This window comes from Massilia sp. DD77 (assembly GCF_036961685.1).
Lineage (GTDB): Bacteria > Pseudomonadota > Gammaproteobacteria > Burkholderiales > Burkholderiaceae_D > Telluria.
Window position 1 is genome coordinate 118,593 of record NZ_JBAMDH010000003.1, and the last position, 15,182, is coordinate 133,774.

Genomic DNA, 15,182 nt, shown 5'->3' on the forward strand with positions numbered 1-15,182 from the left:
GCTGCTAGAACAGCCGCACCAGGTCATTGAAGACGGCGAGCGCCATCAGCATGAGCAGCAGGCCGACCCCGGCGCGCTGCGCGAATTCTCCGACACGCGCAGGAAGGGGACGCCCGGTCAAAACTTCCAGCGAATAATACAGTAAATGGCCACCATCCAGAACTGGAATTGGTAACAAATTCATTACTCCTAAGCTGATACTAATAAAGGCGATGAACTGCAAATAGCTCACCAGGCCGATACGCGCGGTCTGCCCCGCATAATCGGCGATGGTGATCGGGCCGGTCACGTTCTTCCACGAGGCTTCGCCGGTGATCATCTTGCCGATCATCTTGAGCGTCATGACGCTGGTTTCCCAGGTGCGCTCGGCGCCCTTGGCCACGGCCTCGAACGGACCGGACGACACGGTCACCATCTCCGGCGCCTGGGCCACCATCACCTTGATCATGCCGCGGCCGGCGGGATCGCGTTCCGGGGTCAGGCTGAGATTCAGCTTGCCCTGGCCGCGCTGGACTTCCAGCGCCAGCGCGCGGCCGGGAGCGGCGCGCACCGCCTCGATGAAAGCGATGCCGTCGGCCAGGGCCCGGCCGTCGGCGCGCAGCACCACGTCGCCCGGCTGGAGACCGGCGCGCTCCCCTGCCCCGCCGGGCAGCACCTTGTCGACCTTAGCCTGCGGACGCCAGAGGTCCAGGCCCAGGCCTTTCAGCACGTCGCCTTCGACGTCGAGCCTGGCGACCGCGCTCTTTGGAATCGTGGCGCCGTACGTGCCGCCATGGGCGCCGCGCAGCTCGAGGCGCGCCTCGTGCTTTTCGATGGCCGCCTGCAGCACCTGCCAGCGCAGCTCGGACCAGGATGCGACCGGTGCGCCGTTCACCGCGACCACGGTGTCGCCGCCGCGCACGCCGGCCTGGTAAGCGGCCGAGTTCTCGGGCAAGGCGCGCAGGCGCGCCGAGGGCTCCTCGACGCCGTGCATGAAGAGGATGGCCATCAGGCCGATCGCGAGCAGGAAGTTGGCCATCGGGCCGGCGGCCACGATGGCGATGCGGCGCCATACGCTCTGGCGCGTGAACTCGCGGTCCCATTCCGATTCGTCCTTGGGCGCGGTCTCCGGATCGCGGCTGTCCAGCATCTTGACGTAGCCGCCCAGCGGCAGCGCCGACACCGCCCATTCGGTCTGGTCCTTGCCGAAGCGGCGCGACCAGACCACGCGGCCCATGCCGACCGAGAAGCGCAGCACCTTCACGCCGCACCAGCGCGCGACCAGGTAGTGGCCCAGTTCGTGGATGATGATGAGAGGACCGAGGGCCAGCACGAAGGCCAGCACCGTTACCAGCAGGTTCATGGCTTATCCCCGCAGGCGCGCGATGGCCTGGTTGGCCGCGGCGCGCGCGCGCGCGTCCTGGGCCAGCACCGCCTCGATCGAGGGCGCGGGACCGTGCTCCACCTCGTCCATCACCTGGCGGATCACGCGGTCGATGTCGCGGAAGCCGATGGCGCGGTCGAGGAAGGCCTGCACCGCCACTTCGTTGGCGGCATTCAGCAGGGCCGGCGAGGTGCCGCCCGCCCGCAGGGCGTCGAAAGCGAGTGCCAGGCAGGGGAAGCGCGCGAAGTCCGGCTGGTGGAACTGGAGCGCGGCCATGCTGGTCAGGTCGAGCTGGGGCACGCCCGAATCGATCCGCTCCGGGAAGGCCAGCGCGTGCGCGATCGGGGTGCGCATGTCCGGGTTGCCCAACTGGGCCAGCACCGAACCGTCGACATAGGACACCATCGAGTGGATCACGCTTTGCGGGTGGATCACGACCTCGATCAGGTCGGCCGGGGCGCCGAACAGCCAGTGGGCCTCAATCACTTCCAGGCCCTTGTTCATCATGGTGGCGGAGTCCACCGAGATCTTGCGGCCCATGACCCAGTTCGGGTGCTTGCAGGCTTCATCGGGCGTCACGTCGCCGAGGGTCTCGACGGCGCGGTTCAGGAAGGGACCGCCCGAGGCGGTCAGCAGGATCTTGGCGACGCCGGCCGCCTCGGGCTGGCGGTTGTAGTGCTGCGGCAGCGACTGGAAGATCGCATTGTGCTCGCTGTCGATCGGCAGCAGGGTCGCCTTGTGCTCCTTGACGGCGTCCATGAACAGCTGGCCCGACATGACCAGGGCTTCCTTGTTGGCCAGCAGGACCTTCTTGCCGGCGCGCGCGGCGGCCAGGGTGGGCGCCAGGCCGGCGGCGCCGACGATCGCGGCCATCACGGTGTCGACCTCCGCGCTGGAGGCGATGTCGCACAGGGCTTGTTCGCCGTGCTCCACCGAGATGCCCAGGCCGGCGACCAGGCCGGCGAGCCGGGCGGCCGCTTCGGGCGTGCCGACCACGGCGCGCTGCGGACGGTGGACGCGGCAGGCCTGCGCCAGTTCCTCGACGCGGCCGTGGGCGCTCAGGGCATAGACACGGTAGCGGTCCGGATGGCGCGCGAGGACGTCGAGGGTCGAGGCGCCGATGGAGCCGGTGGCGCCCAGGATGGTGATGCGTTGCATGATCTTGCTTCCTTCTAGAGCCAGGCGCCGATCAGGGCAGCCAATGGCAGGACCGGGACGAGCGCGTCGATCCGGTCCAGTACGCCGCCGTGGCCCGGCAGCAGGTTACTGCTGTCTTTCATGCCGGCGCGGCGCTTGAGCTGGGATTCGAACAGGTCGCCGACCACGCTGGCCGCGACGACGAGGATGAGTACGGCGAACATGCCGAGCCAGCCGAGGCCGGCCTGCACGCGCACCGCGAAGGTGTCGGCGAAGGCGTCGCCGCCGAACAGCACGGTGAGCGTGGCGATGAGCAGCACGGCGATGCAGCCGCCGATGGCCCCTTCCCAGGACTTGCCCGGCGAGATGGAGGGCGCCAGCTTGCGCTTGCCGAAGGCCTTGCCCGAGAAGTAGGCGAAGACATCGGCGGCCCAGACGATGGCCATCACCGACAGCAGGTAGAGCGCCGAGTGCTGGAACATGGTGACGATGGCCGCGAAGCAGGCCACCACCGAGATCGCGTAGATCAGGCTGAGCGTGGTGTTGGCGGTGCTGGCCAGCGGCGGCAGGCCGAGCTTGAGCGAGGGTGCGAAACGCAGGGCCCACAGCAGCACGCCGATGGCGAACCAGAAGGTGGGCGCGCTGCCCGAAGGGGCCAGGAAGAAGGCGTAGGCGAAGGCCGCGGTCCAGAACAGCGCGATCAGGGCCGCGCGCTTGGCGCTGGCGGCCGGATTGAACAACCGGAAGGCTTCCCCGACCGCCGCGCCGAAGAACAGCGAGGCCACCACCGCGAACGCCGTGAAGTTGTTGGAGTACAGGACCGGCAGCAGCACTGCCAGCAAAACGAGCGCGGTGAGGATCCGGGTTATCAGCATCAGTTGGTCTTCTTCGCTACTTGTTCGCCGGTCTGGCCGAAGCGGCGCTCGCGCTGCCGGAAGGATGCGATCGCCTCGTCCAGCGCTTCGGGCGAGAAATCGGGCCAGAAGGTCTGGGTGAAGTACAGCTCGGAATACGCGAGCTGCCACAGCAGGAAATTCGAAATGCGTTCCTCGCCGCCGGTACGGATGAACAGGTCGGGCTCCGGGGCATAGGCCATGGCCAGGTGCGGGGCCAGCATCTCCTCGGTGAATTCGGTGACGCCGGGGTTGGCCTGCACCATCTTGCCGGTTGCCTGCATGATATCCCAGCGTCCGCCATAGTTGGCGCACACGCTGACCGTGAGGCGGGTGTTGTTGGCGGTGCGGCGCTCCGCGGCGGCGATCATGTCCTGCAGCTTGGCGTCGAAACGGCTCAGGTCGCCGACGACCTTGAGGCGAATATTGTTGGCGTGCATTTTCGACACTTCGCGCTCGAGCGCGGTGACGAACAGGCGCATCAGCAGCGAGACTTCCTCGGCGGGACGGCGCCAATTCTCGGACGAGAACGCGAACAGGGTCAGGTACTCGACGCCGAGTTCGACGCAGTGCTCGACGACGCCGCGCACGGCTTCCACGCCCTTGACGTGGCCGGCGACGCGCGGCAGGAAGCGCTTGGTGGCCCAGCGGCCGTTGCCGTCCATGATGATGGCGATATGGCGCGGCACGGACGGCGTTTCGGGAACAGCGGTGGTCGAACTTTTGAACATCATTACTTCCAGAGAACTGCGTCCAGAGAGCTGCGATCTGCGGGTGACAAATCGCCAGTCGGACAAATTGACAATCATAAGGGACACGGACCGGCCGCGGCAAGCTGCCGGGGCCGGTCCGCTGGAGCCGTCATGACGCCGTCTTTACACGGTCATGATGTCTTTTTCTTTTTCCTGCAGCAGCTTGTCGATCTCGGCCACGAACTTGTCGGTCAGCTTCTGGATCTCGTCCGACGAGCGGCGCTCGTCGTCTTCCGACGCGGTCTTGTCCTTGACCATCTTCTTGAGCGCCTCATTGGCGTCGCGGCGGATGTTGCGCACGGCGATCTTGGCGTCTTCGCCTTCGGTCTTGGTCAGCTTGACCATTTCCTTGCGGCGTTCTTCGGTCAGCGGCGGGGTCGGCACGCGGATGGTGTCGCCCTGAGACGAGGGATTCAGGCCCAGGTCGGAGTCGCGGATCGCCTTCTCGATGGTGCTCGCCATTTTCTTTTCGAACGGCGTCACGCCGATGGTGCGGGCGTCGATCAGGGTCAGGTTGGCGACCTGCGACAGCGGGGTCGGCGAACCGTAGTACTCGACCATGACGGAATCGAGGATGCCGGCGTGGGCGCGGCCGGTACGGACCTTGGCCAGGTTGGCCCTCAGGGTCTCGATGGACTTGGCCATGCGATCCTGGGCGTTCTTCTTGACGTCAGCTAAGGACATGCTGCTCTCCTGTTCTTCTTAATTCAGGTTGTTCAACTAAAAATCAGACGTGTACCAGTGTACCTTCGTCTTCGCCCATGATCACGGCTTTCAGCGCGCCCGGCTTGACGATGGAGAACACCTTGATCGGCAGCTTCTGGTCGCGGCACAGGGCGAAGGCGGTGGCGTCCATCACCTGCAGGTGCTTGGCGATCGCTTCGTCGAAGGTGATCGACTCGTAGCGGGTAGCGTGCGGATCCTTCTTGGGGTCGGCGCTGTAGACGCCGTCGACCTTGGTCGCCTTGAGGACGATCTCGGCCGAGATTTCCGAACCGCGCAGCGCGGCCGCGGTGTCGGTGGTGAAGAAGGGGTTGCCGGTGCCGGCGGCGAACACGACGACCTTGCCCTCTTCCAGGTACTGCAGCGCCTTCGGACGCACGTAGGGCTCGACCACCTGCTCGATGCTGATGGCGGACATCACGCGCGCGGTGATGCCGACATGGCGCATCGCGTCGGCCAGGGCCAGGGCATTCATGACGGTGGCCAGCATGCCCATGTAGTCCGCGGTGGCGCGGTCCATGCCCTGGGCGCCCGGGGCCACGCCGCGGAAGATGTTGCCGCCGCCGATCACGACCGCCACCTGCACGCCCAGCTTCGCCACTTCCGCCACGTCCGCCACCATGCGGTCGATGGTCGCGCGGTTGATGCCGAACGCATCGTCGCCCATCAGCGCTTCGCCAGACAGTTTCAGAAGGACTCGTTGGTAGGCTGGTTTTGTCATGATGAAGCGGCTCCTATGTGATGTTTCGAATTCGGTTCCGACCGGCGCTTCGTGGGCGGCGGTCTCATCTGCGGGGTGCAACAGATGGCTGGGGGCGCTGCGCGTTGAGCGCTGCGGGTTTGCTCGCAAACCTGGGTTCCCGCTTGCGCGGGAATGACGGGCTGAAGGAGCGGGCCAGAGGCGCCATTCCACGAGTCAGCTTTAAAACCGTCACCCCCGCGCAGGCGGGGGCCCAAGTTCGCCGCGCCGCCGCCAGTTCACGCCGCCGGCCACGCACACAAACCCTTCCCCCTTAAAAAAACGGGCCTTGCGGCCCGCTTTCACATTACTGCTTGTTAGCAGCCATCTGTGCTGCAACTTCAGCTGCGAAGTCGTCGACCTTCTTCTCGATGCCCTCGCCCACGACGTACATGGTGAATGCCTTCACCGTGGTGTTGGTGGCCTTCAGCATCTGCTCGATCGACTGCTTGTCGTTCTTCACGAACGCCTGGTTCAGCAGCGACACTTCTTTCAGGTACTTCTGCACCGAACCGTCGATACGCTTGGCGACGATCTCGGCCGATTGCGGCTGCTTGCCTTCGGCGACGGCCTTGTCGGCGTCTTCCTTGGCTTTCAGTTCCGCAACCGAACGCTCTTTTTCGATCATGTCCGCAGGCACTTGCTCCGACGACAGAGCGACCGGCTTCATGGCGGCGATGTGCATCGCCACGTCCTTGCCCACTTGCTCGTCGGCGCCGTCGAACTCGACCATCACGCCGATGCGCGAGCCGTGCAGGTAGGAAGCCAGCTTGCCGGTGGTTTCGAAGCGCTGGAAGCGGCGCACGGTCATATTCTCGCCGATTTTACCGATCAGTGCCGTACGCACGTCGTCGAAGGTCTTGCCTTCGTGTTCCAGGGTTGCCAGGGCGGCGACGTCGGCCGGGTTCTTTTCGGCGACCAGGCGGGCTGCCAGGTTGGCCATGGCCAGGAAGTCGTCGTTCTTGGCGACGAAGTCGGTTTCGCTGTTGATTTCGACCAGCGCGCCGATGTTGCCGGCGATGTAAGCCGACACCACGCCTTCGGCGGTGATGCGCGAGGCTGCCTTCGATGCCTTGCCGCCCAGCTTGACGCGCAGGATCTCTTCGGCACGGCCCATGTCGCCGTCGGCTTCGGTCAGTGCTTTCTTGCACTCCATCATCGGTGCGTCGGTCTTGGAGCGCAGTTCGCCCACCATCGCTGCAGTAATCGCTGCCATGTGTATTCTCCTAAATGTTGGTCCGGTGCACGGATGTCAGCGACACCCGCACGATATATTTCTGCTAAAACTTTTGCTTAAAAAAAGGGGGGCACGTGGTACGGCTCCCCCTTTCTACTGCAGGCAGGCCGCGCGGCCTGCCGTCAAATTATGCCTGCTCGGAAACTTCGACGAAGTCGTCGCCGCCGGCCTTGACCATCTCAACGACTTCGTTGGTGGCGTTGGCGCGGCCTTCCAGGATCGCATCGGCGACGCCGCGTGCGTACAGGGTGATGGCCTTCGACGAGTCGTCGTTACCCGGGATGATGTGGGTAACGCCTTCCGGCGAGTGGTTGGTATCGACGATGCCGATGACCGGGATGCCCAGCTTGCCGGCTTCGGTCACGGTGCCCTTGTGGTAGCCGACGTCGACGACGAAGATCGCGTCAGGCACGCCGCCCAGGTCCTTGATGCCGCCGATCGACTTCTGCAGCTTGACCAGTTCGCGCGAGAACATCAGCGCTTCTTTCTTCGACATCTTCTCGACCGAACCGTCTTCGATCGCGGCTTCCATGTCCTTCAGGCGCTTGATCGAGGTCTTGATGGTCTTGAAGTTGGTCAGCATGCCGCCCAGCCAGCGCTGGTCGACGTAAGGCACGCCTGCGCGCTGGGCTTCAGCGGCGATGATGTCGCGCGCCTGGCGCTTGGTGCCCACCATCAGGATGGTGCCGCGGTTGGCAGCGATCTGCTTCACCGTCTTCATGGCTTCCTGATACATCCCCATGGTTTTTTCCAGGTTGATGATGTGGATCTTGTTGCGGTGACCGAAGATGAACGGGGCCATTTTCGGGTTCCAGAAACGGGTCTGGTGGCCGAAGTGAACACCGGCTTCCAGCATTTCGCGCATAGTAACGGACATGTAATTTCTCCAGGGTTAAGTCTTGAATGTGGCCAGTCACCTTGTCGGCACCCTTTGGCGGCCACACTCGCGATTTCAAATAAATTCGGTAAAAACTGGACTGTTTTTACAACATTGCTCGATACGAATACGAGCAACCCGAGATTCTAGCGGGATTTGGTTCGTTTTTCAAGCGTGCGCGCAGCCTTTCCCTTCCCTCGCCCCGGGCGGGCCCCAACTAGGCTGGTCCACATCCTTTATAATGGAAGGATATCGCCTGGACATGCTTCCGGGCTTCCCTGTTTTCAGGACCGATTCCAAGAACCGATTCCATCTATGTCCATTTCCATCAAGACCCCGGAAGAAATCGAAGGCATGCGCCTGGCCGGCCGCCTCGGCGCCGAAGTGCTGGACTACCTCACCCCCTTCGTCAAGCCGGGCGTGAGCACCGGCGAGCTGGACCGCCTGGCCCACGAATACATGCTCAACGTGCAAGGCACCACCCCGGCCCCGCTGAACTACGCCCCGCCGGGCTACACTCCTTACCCGAAGTCGATCTGCACCTCGCTCAACGACGTGATCTGCCACGGCATCCCGGGCGACAAGGTGCTCAAGAACGGCGACGTGCTGAACATCGACGTCACCGTCATCAAGGACGGTTTCCACGGCGACAACAGCCGCATGTTCTATGTGGGCGAGCCCTCGATCCTGGCGCGCCGCCTGTCGGAAGTGACCTATGAATGCATGTGGCTGGGCATCGCCAAGGTCAGGCCGGGCGCCCACCTGGGCGACATCGGCCACGTGATCCAGCAGCACGCCGAGAAGCACGGCTACAGCGTGGTGCGCGAATTCTGCGGCCACGGCATCGGCCGCGTGTTCCACGAGGAGCCGCAAGTGCTGCACTACGGCCGCCCAGGCACCCTCGACAAGCTCGAGGCGGGCATGATCTTCACCATCGAGCCGATGATCAACGCCGGCCGCCGCGAAATCAAGGAAATGCAGGACGGCTGGACCATCAAGACCAAGGACCGCAGCCTGTCCGCCCAGTGGGAGCACACGGTGCTGGTCACCGAGACCGGCTTCGAGATCCTGACCCAGTCGGCCGGCACCCCGCCGCCGCCCGCCATCGTGCTGCCGCTGATCGGCCAGGCCGCCGCCACCGCGGAAGCCTGAGGAAGCGCCATGGGACAGGCCGCCCAGCTGGATTCCGCCCGCAGCGAACTGCGCCAGCGGCTCAAGGCCGAACGGCAGGCCGTGTTCCAGGCCTTCGACGAGGACGGCAAGCCCGAAAAACTCCTGCGCAACCTGCGCCAGTGCGTCGACGGCGTGCTGGCCGACGCATGGCGCGCGGCCGGCCTGCCGGCCACTACTTCGCTGGTGGGCGTGGGCGGCTACGGCCGCGGCGAACTGTTTCCCTATTCCGACGTCGACCTGCTGATCCTGCTGAGGCAGCAGCCCGACGCCATCACCCAGGCGCGCCTGGAGTCCCTGGTCCAGCTGCTGTGGGACCTGGGCCTGGAAATCGGCCACAGCATCCGCACCGTGGACGAGTGCCTGGTGGAGTCCGGCGCCGACATCACGGTCCAGACCAGCCTGCTCGAAGCGCGCCTGGTCTGCGGTGACGCCCCCCTGTTCGACGAACTGCAGCGGCGCTACCGCGAGGCGATGGATCCGCAAGCCTTCTTCCAGGCCAAGACGGCCGAGATGCGCCTGCGCCACGCCAAGTACGAATACACGGCCTTCGCGCTCGAGCCCAACGTCAAGGAAAGCCCGGGCGCCCTGCGCGACCTGCAGGTGATCCTGTGGGTGGCCAAGGCCGCCGGCCTGGCCGAGTCCTGGGGCCAGCTGGCCACCCGCGGCCTGATCACGCGCATGGAAGCGCGCCAGCTGATGGAGAAGGAGCGCGCTTTCAAGGACATCCGCATCCGCCTGCACCTGCACACCAGGCGGCGCGAAGACCGCCTGGTGTTCGACGTCCAGACCGCGATCGCCAGGACCTTCGGGCTGAACTCCAGCGGCGACGGCCCCAACGCGCGGCGCGCCAGCGAATACCTGATGCAGCGCTACTACTGGGCGGCCAAGACCGTCACCCAGCTCAACACCATCCTGCTGCAGGACATCGAGGCCCAGCTGTTTCCGCACCCGGTGCATGCGGTGCCGATCAACGAGCGCTTCAACGAGGTCGGCGGCCTGATCGACATCGCCGCCGACGACACCTTCGAGCGCGCGCCATGCGCCGTGCTCGAGATCTTCGTGGCCATGACCGAGCGCCCCGACATCAAGGGCATGACGGCGCGCACCACGCGCGCCCTGTGGCATGCGCGCACCCGGATCGACTCCGCGTTCCGCGCCGATCCGGCGAACCGCGCCCTGTTCCTGCGCATCCTGCAGGCGCCGGTGGGCCTGGTGCATGCGCTGCGCCGCATGAACGAGTTCGGCATCCTGGGCCGCTACCTGCCGGCCTTCCGCAAGATCGTCGGCCAGATGCAGCACGACCTGTTCCACGTCTACACGGTCGACCAGCACATCATGATGGTGGTGCGTAACCTGCGCCGCTTCACGATGCCCGAGCATGCCCACGAATACCCCTTCTGCAGCCAGCTGAGCGCCGATTTCCGCGACCGCTGGCTACTCTATGTGGCCGCCCTGTTCCACGACATCGCCAAGGGCCGCGGCGGCGACCACTCCAAGCTGGGCATGGACGATGCCCGCCAGTTCTGCCGCGCGCACGGCCTCTCCGACGAAGACACCGAGCTGGTGGTGTTCCTGGTCGAGCAGCACCTGACCATGTCGCAGGTGGCGCAGAAACAGGACCTGTCCGACCCGGACGTGATCGCCGCCTTCGCCGCGGTGGTGCGCGACGAGCGCCACCTGACGGCCCTGTACCTGCTGACCGTGGCCGACATCCGCGGCACCAGTCCCAAGGTGTGGAACGCCTGGAAGGGCAAGCTGCTGGAAGACCTGTACAAGGTCACCCTGCGCGTGCTCGGCGGCGAGCCGCATTCCGCCGACCGCGAGCTGCGCACGCGCCAGAAGGAAGCCCTGGCCACCCTGCGCCTGTTCGGCCTGGCGGCCGACGCCCACGAGCCGCTGTGGCAGCAGCTCGACGTCGCCTATTTCCTGCGCCACGACGCCTCGGACATCGCCTGGCAGACCCGCGCCCTGCACGACAAGGTCGACAGCGCCAAGCCGGTGGTGCGGGCGCGCCTGGCGCCGATCGGCGAAGGCTTGCAGGTGGCGGTCTACCTCAAGGACCAGCCCGACCTGTTCGCGCGCATCTGCAGCTACTTCGACCGCAAGAACTTCAGCATCCTGGACGCCAAGATCCACACCACGCGCCACGGCTACGCGCTGGACAGCTTCCTGGTCACGGCCGAGGGCTTCGAAGGCAGCTACCGCGACATCATCAGCCTGATCGAGCACGAGCTGTGCGCCCTCCTCCTGAGCCAGGAAGCGCTGCCGCCCCTGGCGCGCGGGCGCCTGTCGCGCATGTCGCGCAGCTTCCCGATCACGCCGACCGTCGACGTGCGCCCGGACGAGCGCGGCCAGTTCCACGTGCTGTCGATCGCCGCCAACGACCGCGTCGGCCTGCTGTACGCGATCGCCAGCGTGCTGCAGCGCTACCGCATCAACCTGCACACCGCCAAGATCATGACCCTGGGCGAGCGCGTCGAAGACGTGTTCCTGATCGACGGCGCCGCCCTGACCAACCCGCGCGTCCAGGTCCAGCTCGAGACCGACCTGCTGGACGCGCTCAAGATTTAATCCTTTTTTTCAGCTCCGACCAATGACCGAACCGCTCCGCCTCTCCAAACGTATGTCCGAACTCGGCCTGTGCTCGCGCCGCGAAGCCGATGAATGGATCGCCAAGGGCTGGGTGCGGGTGGACGGCAAGGTGGTGTCCGAGCTGGGCAGCAAGGTGCTGCCCACCCAGCGCGTCACCGTCGAACGCCAGGCCGCGGCCGAGCAGTCCAAGCGCGTCACGGTCCTGATCAACAAGCCGGTCGGCTACGTCAGCGGCCAGGCCGAGGACGGCTACCAGCCGGCCGTCACCCTTGTCAAGCCAGAGAACCGCTGGGCGGACGACCCCTCGACGGACCAGTTCCACCCCACCCAGCTGCGCAGCCTGGTGCCGGCCGGACGCCTGGACATCGATTCGGTCGGCCTGCTGGTGCTGACCCAGGACGGCCGCATCGCCAAACAGCTGATCGGCCAGGACACGTCGATCGAGAAGGAATACCTGGTGCGGGTGCAGTACACCAAGCCGGGCAAGCTGCCGGACACCGAGCTCAGGAAGCTGAACCACGGCCTGTGGATGGATGGCAAGCCTCTCCTGCCCGCCAAGGTGCGCTGGCAGAACGAGGACCAGCTCAGCTTCACCCTCAAGGAAGGCCGCAAGCGCCAGATCCGCCGCATGTGCGACATGGTCGGGCTGAAGGTGCTCGGCCTGAAGCGGGTGCGCATCGGCAAGGTCAAGCTGGGCGATTTGCCGCAGGGGCAGTGGCGGTATTTGCGGCCGGACGAGCAGTTCTAGAACGGTCTTATGCGGCCCGTGAGGGGAACTGGTCGTCGTTTGCCTGTGCGTCATCCCCGAGACTCGCATAGGACCGGTCCTGCTGCGTCTCCACAGGGCGCCAGTTCGACAGCAGCACATCATCCGAACCGCCGTAGATCTTCCTGAAGCGGAAATAACCGGCTTCTGCGATGAAGAACGGTTCTCGCCCCTCGACGATATAGCGGGGAATGAACTTGCTACGGTCGGTTTCCCCTGGCGCCTGCCGCCTCGCCCGTTCGAAGGCCTCGGCGGCCATGCGATGGTTGGGATGCATGCCATAGTCCGGCGCACCGGGGATATGGCCAAGGCGCGATGAAATCCTCGACTGCTGATGCAGCGTTTTTCGCATCGCCAGCTCCCGTGACCACTTCTCCAGGTCTTTCACGGCGTCGGCAGGGTTGTCCGACGCACCCAGCTTGAATGCAGCGCGGGAGTCGTGCACGTACTCGTCGAAGAAGCGCGCGACGGCCGGATCCGGCTGCCTGAACGGCCAATGTGTCGCTATCTCTTCCCACTCGCGCGGCACGGAATTGCCGAAGCCGGGCGCCTGCTTCCGCGGCCGGTGTCTTTTCCAGGCATCGAGGCTTTCCTCGAACTCCGCCAGCTCGCTATTGAACTCCTTGTTGGCGCACTCGAGATCATTCTTGTCGAAATTGCTTGCTCGCCTGAAGTTCATTTGTGTGTGCAGCGGCGCCGCCCCGGCGTCGCGCCGGGCGTAACGCCACTCCATCTGCAGGATCTGCTGCTCGCGCATGATGTCCGTGAGCGACCCCGACTTCTTCGTGCATGTCGATACATAGGCATTGAAGTCCTTGAGCACACGTGCATCGATGGCGAACTTCTTTTGCGCCCATTCGTCCGCCAGGTCGAGTCTCAAGGGTACGCCCGCCAGGCGTGCCTTCCTGTACATGTAAAGCAGGGGCAAGCGGGACAGCATATCGCTGCCATCGGGATTCACGCCCTTGCCCTGCTGCATGGGCCCGTAGCCGCCCCCTACGTCGGAGTGAACGCCAGGGAACACCACTTCTTCGGACCTTGGAGGAAGCGTTGACCCGACCGCGATGGAGTCGAGTGGAAAACTGCGCCGTAGCTCGTGCCCGGCGACCAGGTGGACGCAGCTCTTGATACTGGCCGGGATGCGAAGGCTGTCTTCAGCATCCGCCCATGCGCCATGCCCGTCCGCCAGCTGCGTCAACAGGGCGTTACCGTAGGTGTTGCCCAGGCCGACGGAAGCGACGCTATCGAACAGCCCCAGGAAATCGAACTCGACCGGAAAACCACCGAGGCTGTGGCCACTACGGCCGCACAGCATGGCGTCGAGCCGGCACAAGGAATCCAGCCAGTTGGCAAACGCCCGGGCCTGGGTCGCACCACGGGAAAAACCGAAGGTCGACACGTGGATCGTCTTCACGATTCCAGGGTCGATCTTCCTGGGCTTACCACCAGCGACAGGCCAGTGCAGCGACACGCTGGCGTGCAGCCGCTTCAAGAGACTTTCGAACGCCATGCGCGGCTGAATGTTCGCGTAGCCCATGTAGTCACGCAGGCCCAGTTCCGGCTTCGTCATATATCCCCTGGCAATCCTGCCCAGGGACAGGCGGATGGCGAGATCGGTGCTCTCGCGGTAGGACAGCAAGGGACGGCGATAGAAGAACCGGTGGACGCTGTTTATGGCCTGTATGAGCGCCCAGACAATGCGGTCTTCTCCCTCCCTGCCCCCGGCCCCGCCGAGGATCTTCGTGAATCCGGCTCCGCTGTCTTCGACCTGCTCGAATGGCGACGCCACCCCGGGCACATAGATGCGGTAGAAGTGCGGGAATCGCGGATCTTTTTCACCTTTCCACTTGGATGCCTCGGGCAATACCTTGGGTACGTCGAAACCCGGAAAGATGTCATAGAGACGCGCTACATTTGATTGACTGTTTCCCTGTTCGTCCGCCCTATAGTTGTTGCGTGTGCCGTCGAAAAAGAATCCGAGGAAGAGATTGGTTTCGCAAGAGCGCCTTGGATCGAATCCATAAGGCGATTCGCGAATCTCGAAGTTCTCGATTCTTTCTAGGTCACCCTTGGAATCGAAAAATTCTTTATTATTGAATGCTCGAGCATACTTATCACTTAGTTTAGGACAGAGTATCGAGCTCATGGCTTCTCCTTCAGACTCTGTCGAACACGGGCTTGCGACCGCTGTAACCCCTCTTTGAGACGAGTTTTTAGGTGTTCTATGTAACGAGGGTCGTCGGGACCTGAAAAATGTTTGACCTCGTCCGGCTCATATTTTTTATCAGACTCCCAAAATTCTTTGAGGGTTCGCTCAGAATTTTCTTCCAATTCCTTAAGCGAATTTTCGTAATTTTCTAAATAATCCGTTGCGTTCTTGTGCAGCAAGGCCCAACGTCCACGCCGATACTCGAGAGACGGCTCGGGCCAGCCCTTGACCTTGCCCGGCCATTGCGGATGGTCGGGCTGTAAATCACTAGACACCACGTCGAGTCCCCCCTCCGCCGTGCGCATCACCCATAGCTCACCCGCTTTCCCGTCCGCGTAAGGCGGCAGCTCGACGGTATGGACCTTGTCGATCGTATCGGCGCCATTGTTCGCGCCCTTGCCCACCCAATGACTCGCATACACCGTGAGCTTGATACCAGGCTTCCATTTCTCCGGCAAGTTGAAGCAGCATACGGTGCCGCCAGCACTGAACGGTCCGATGTGCTCGCCCACGCCCGTGTCCTCGCCCGCATTCGGCTGCGTAACACCAAAGTTGAACGGGTCGCCGGAATAGTTCACGCCATGGACGCTGACCGCTACGGAGCCTTTCGGCGCAACTGCACCGCCATCCAGCTCCGATGTACAGCCGGCGAGAAGAACGAGCACCGCATGCAGTGCGACCAGACAGCGCTTCATTGTTGATACTCCATGTTCTTTAGCTT

13 protein-coding genes are annotated in these 15,182 nt (G+C 64.2%); 3 read left to right on the forward strand and 10 right to left on the reverse strand.

Annotated elements, in window-relative coordinates:
• Window positions 1-4 precede the first annotated feature (4 nt).
• The 8 genes from rseP to rpsB form a co-directional block, all read right to left on the reverse strand.
• Entirely contained in the window at window positions 5-1,342 is a 1,338-nt protein-coding gene (gene rseP / locus V7778_RS02435) for an RIP metalloprotease RseP (protein WP_335551761.1), read from the reverse strand.
• Between the two features lie 3 nt (window positions 1,343-1,345).
• A complete protein-coding gene (gene ispC, locus V7778_RS02440) occupies window positions 1,346-2,521 on the reverse strand; it encodes a 1-deoxy-D-xylulose-5-phosphate reductoisomerase (protein WP_335551762.1) in 1,176 nt (391 codons plus the stop codon).
• A 14-nt stretch (window positions 2,522-2,535) separates the two neighbouring features.
• Window positions 2,536-3,375, reverse strand: coding sequence for a phosphatidate cytidylyltransferase (locus V7778_RS02445; protein ID WP_335551763.1), 840 nt, complete (start codon window positions 3,373-3,375; stop codon window positions 2,536-2,538).
• Window positions 3,375-4,127, reverse strand: coding sequence for a polyprenyl diphosphate synthase (gene uppS, locus V7778_RS02450; RefSeq protein WP_335551764.1), 753 nt, complete (start codon window positions 4,125-4,127; stop codon window positions 3,375-3,377). Before uppS ends, V7778_RS02445 begins: the two co-directional genes overlap by 1 nt.
• Before the next feature lie 141 nt (window positions 4,128-4,268).
• The gene (frr, locus tag V7778_RS02455; RefSeq protein ID WP_335551765.1) at window positions 4,269-4,829 is read right to left on the reverse strand and encodes a ribosome recycling factor; all 561 of its coding nucleotides are present in this window, start codon (window positions 4,827-4,829) and stop codon (window positions 4,269-4,271) included.
• A gap of 43 nt (window positions 4,830-4,872) precedes the next feature.
• On the reverse strand, window positions 4,873-5,589 hold the full coding sequence (pyrH, locus tag V7778_RS02460; RefSeq protein WP_335551766.1) for a UMP kinase: 717 nt from the start codon (window positions 5,587-5,589) through the stop codon (window positions 4,873-4,875).
• 325 nt (window positions 5,590-5,914) lie between these two features.
• Window positions 5,915-6,823 (reverse strand): translation elongation factor Ts, encoded by a 909-nt coding sequence (tsf, locus tag V7778_RS02465; protein WP_335551767.1) that lies wholly within the window; start codon window positions 6,821-6,823, stop codon window positions 5,915-5,917.
• A 148-nt stretch (window positions 6,824-6,971) separates the two neighbouring features.
• Window positions 6,972-7,721, reverse strand: coding sequence for a 30S ribosomal protein S2 (gene rpsB / locus V7778_RS02470; RefSeq protein WP_211518984.1), 750 nt, complete (start codon window positions 7,719-7,721; stop codon window positions 6,972-6,974).
• 315 nt (window positions 7,722-8,036) lie between these two features.
• On the opposite strand from rpsB, the gene map reads away from it, so the two are divergent.
• The 3 genes from map to V7778_RS02485 are packed head-to-tail and all read left to right on the forward strand — an operon-like array spanning window position 8,037 to window position 12,234.
• Window positions 8,037-8,873: a type I methionyl aminopeptidase gene (map, locus tag V7778_RS02475; protein WP_335551768.1), complete on the forward strand. Its 837-nt coding sequence runs from the start codon at window positions 8,037-8,039 to the stop codon at window positions 8,871-8,873.
• Window positions 8,874-8,882: 9 nt separating this feature from the next.
• Window positions 8,883-11,465 carry a [protein-PII] uridylyltransferase gene (locus tag V7778_RS02480; RefSeq protein WP_335551769.1) on the forward strand — a complete coding sequence of 861 codons (2,583 nt, stop codon included), beginning with the start codon at window positions 8,883-8,885 and terminating at the stop codon, window positions 11,463-11,465.
• Window positions 11,466-11,487: 22 nt separating this feature from the next.
• Complete coding sequence (locus V7778_RS02485; protein ID WP_335551770.1) at window positions 11,488-12,234, forward strand: pseudouridine synthase; 747 nt, start codon at window positions 11,488-11,490, stop codon at window positions 12,232-12,234.
• 7 nt (window positions 12,235-12,241) lie between these two features.
• Here V7778_RS02485 and V7778_RS02490 read toward each other — a convergent pair whose 3' ends face one another.
• Complete coding sequence (locus V7778_RS02490) at window positions 12,242-14,398, reverse strand: T6SS phospholipase effector Tle1-like catalytic domain-containing protein (protein ID WP_335551771.1); 2,157 nt, start codon at window positions 14,396-14,398, stop codon at window positions 12,242-12,244.
• A complete protein-coding gene (locus tag V7778_RS02495) occupies window positions 14,395-15,156 on the reverse strand; it encodes a DUF3304 domain-containing protein (RefSeq protein WP_335551772.1) in 762 nt (253 codons plus the stop codon). Before V7778_RS02495 ends, V7778_RS02490 begins: the two co-directional genes overlap by 4 nt.
• Window positions 15,157-15,182 lie beyond the last annotated feature (26 nt).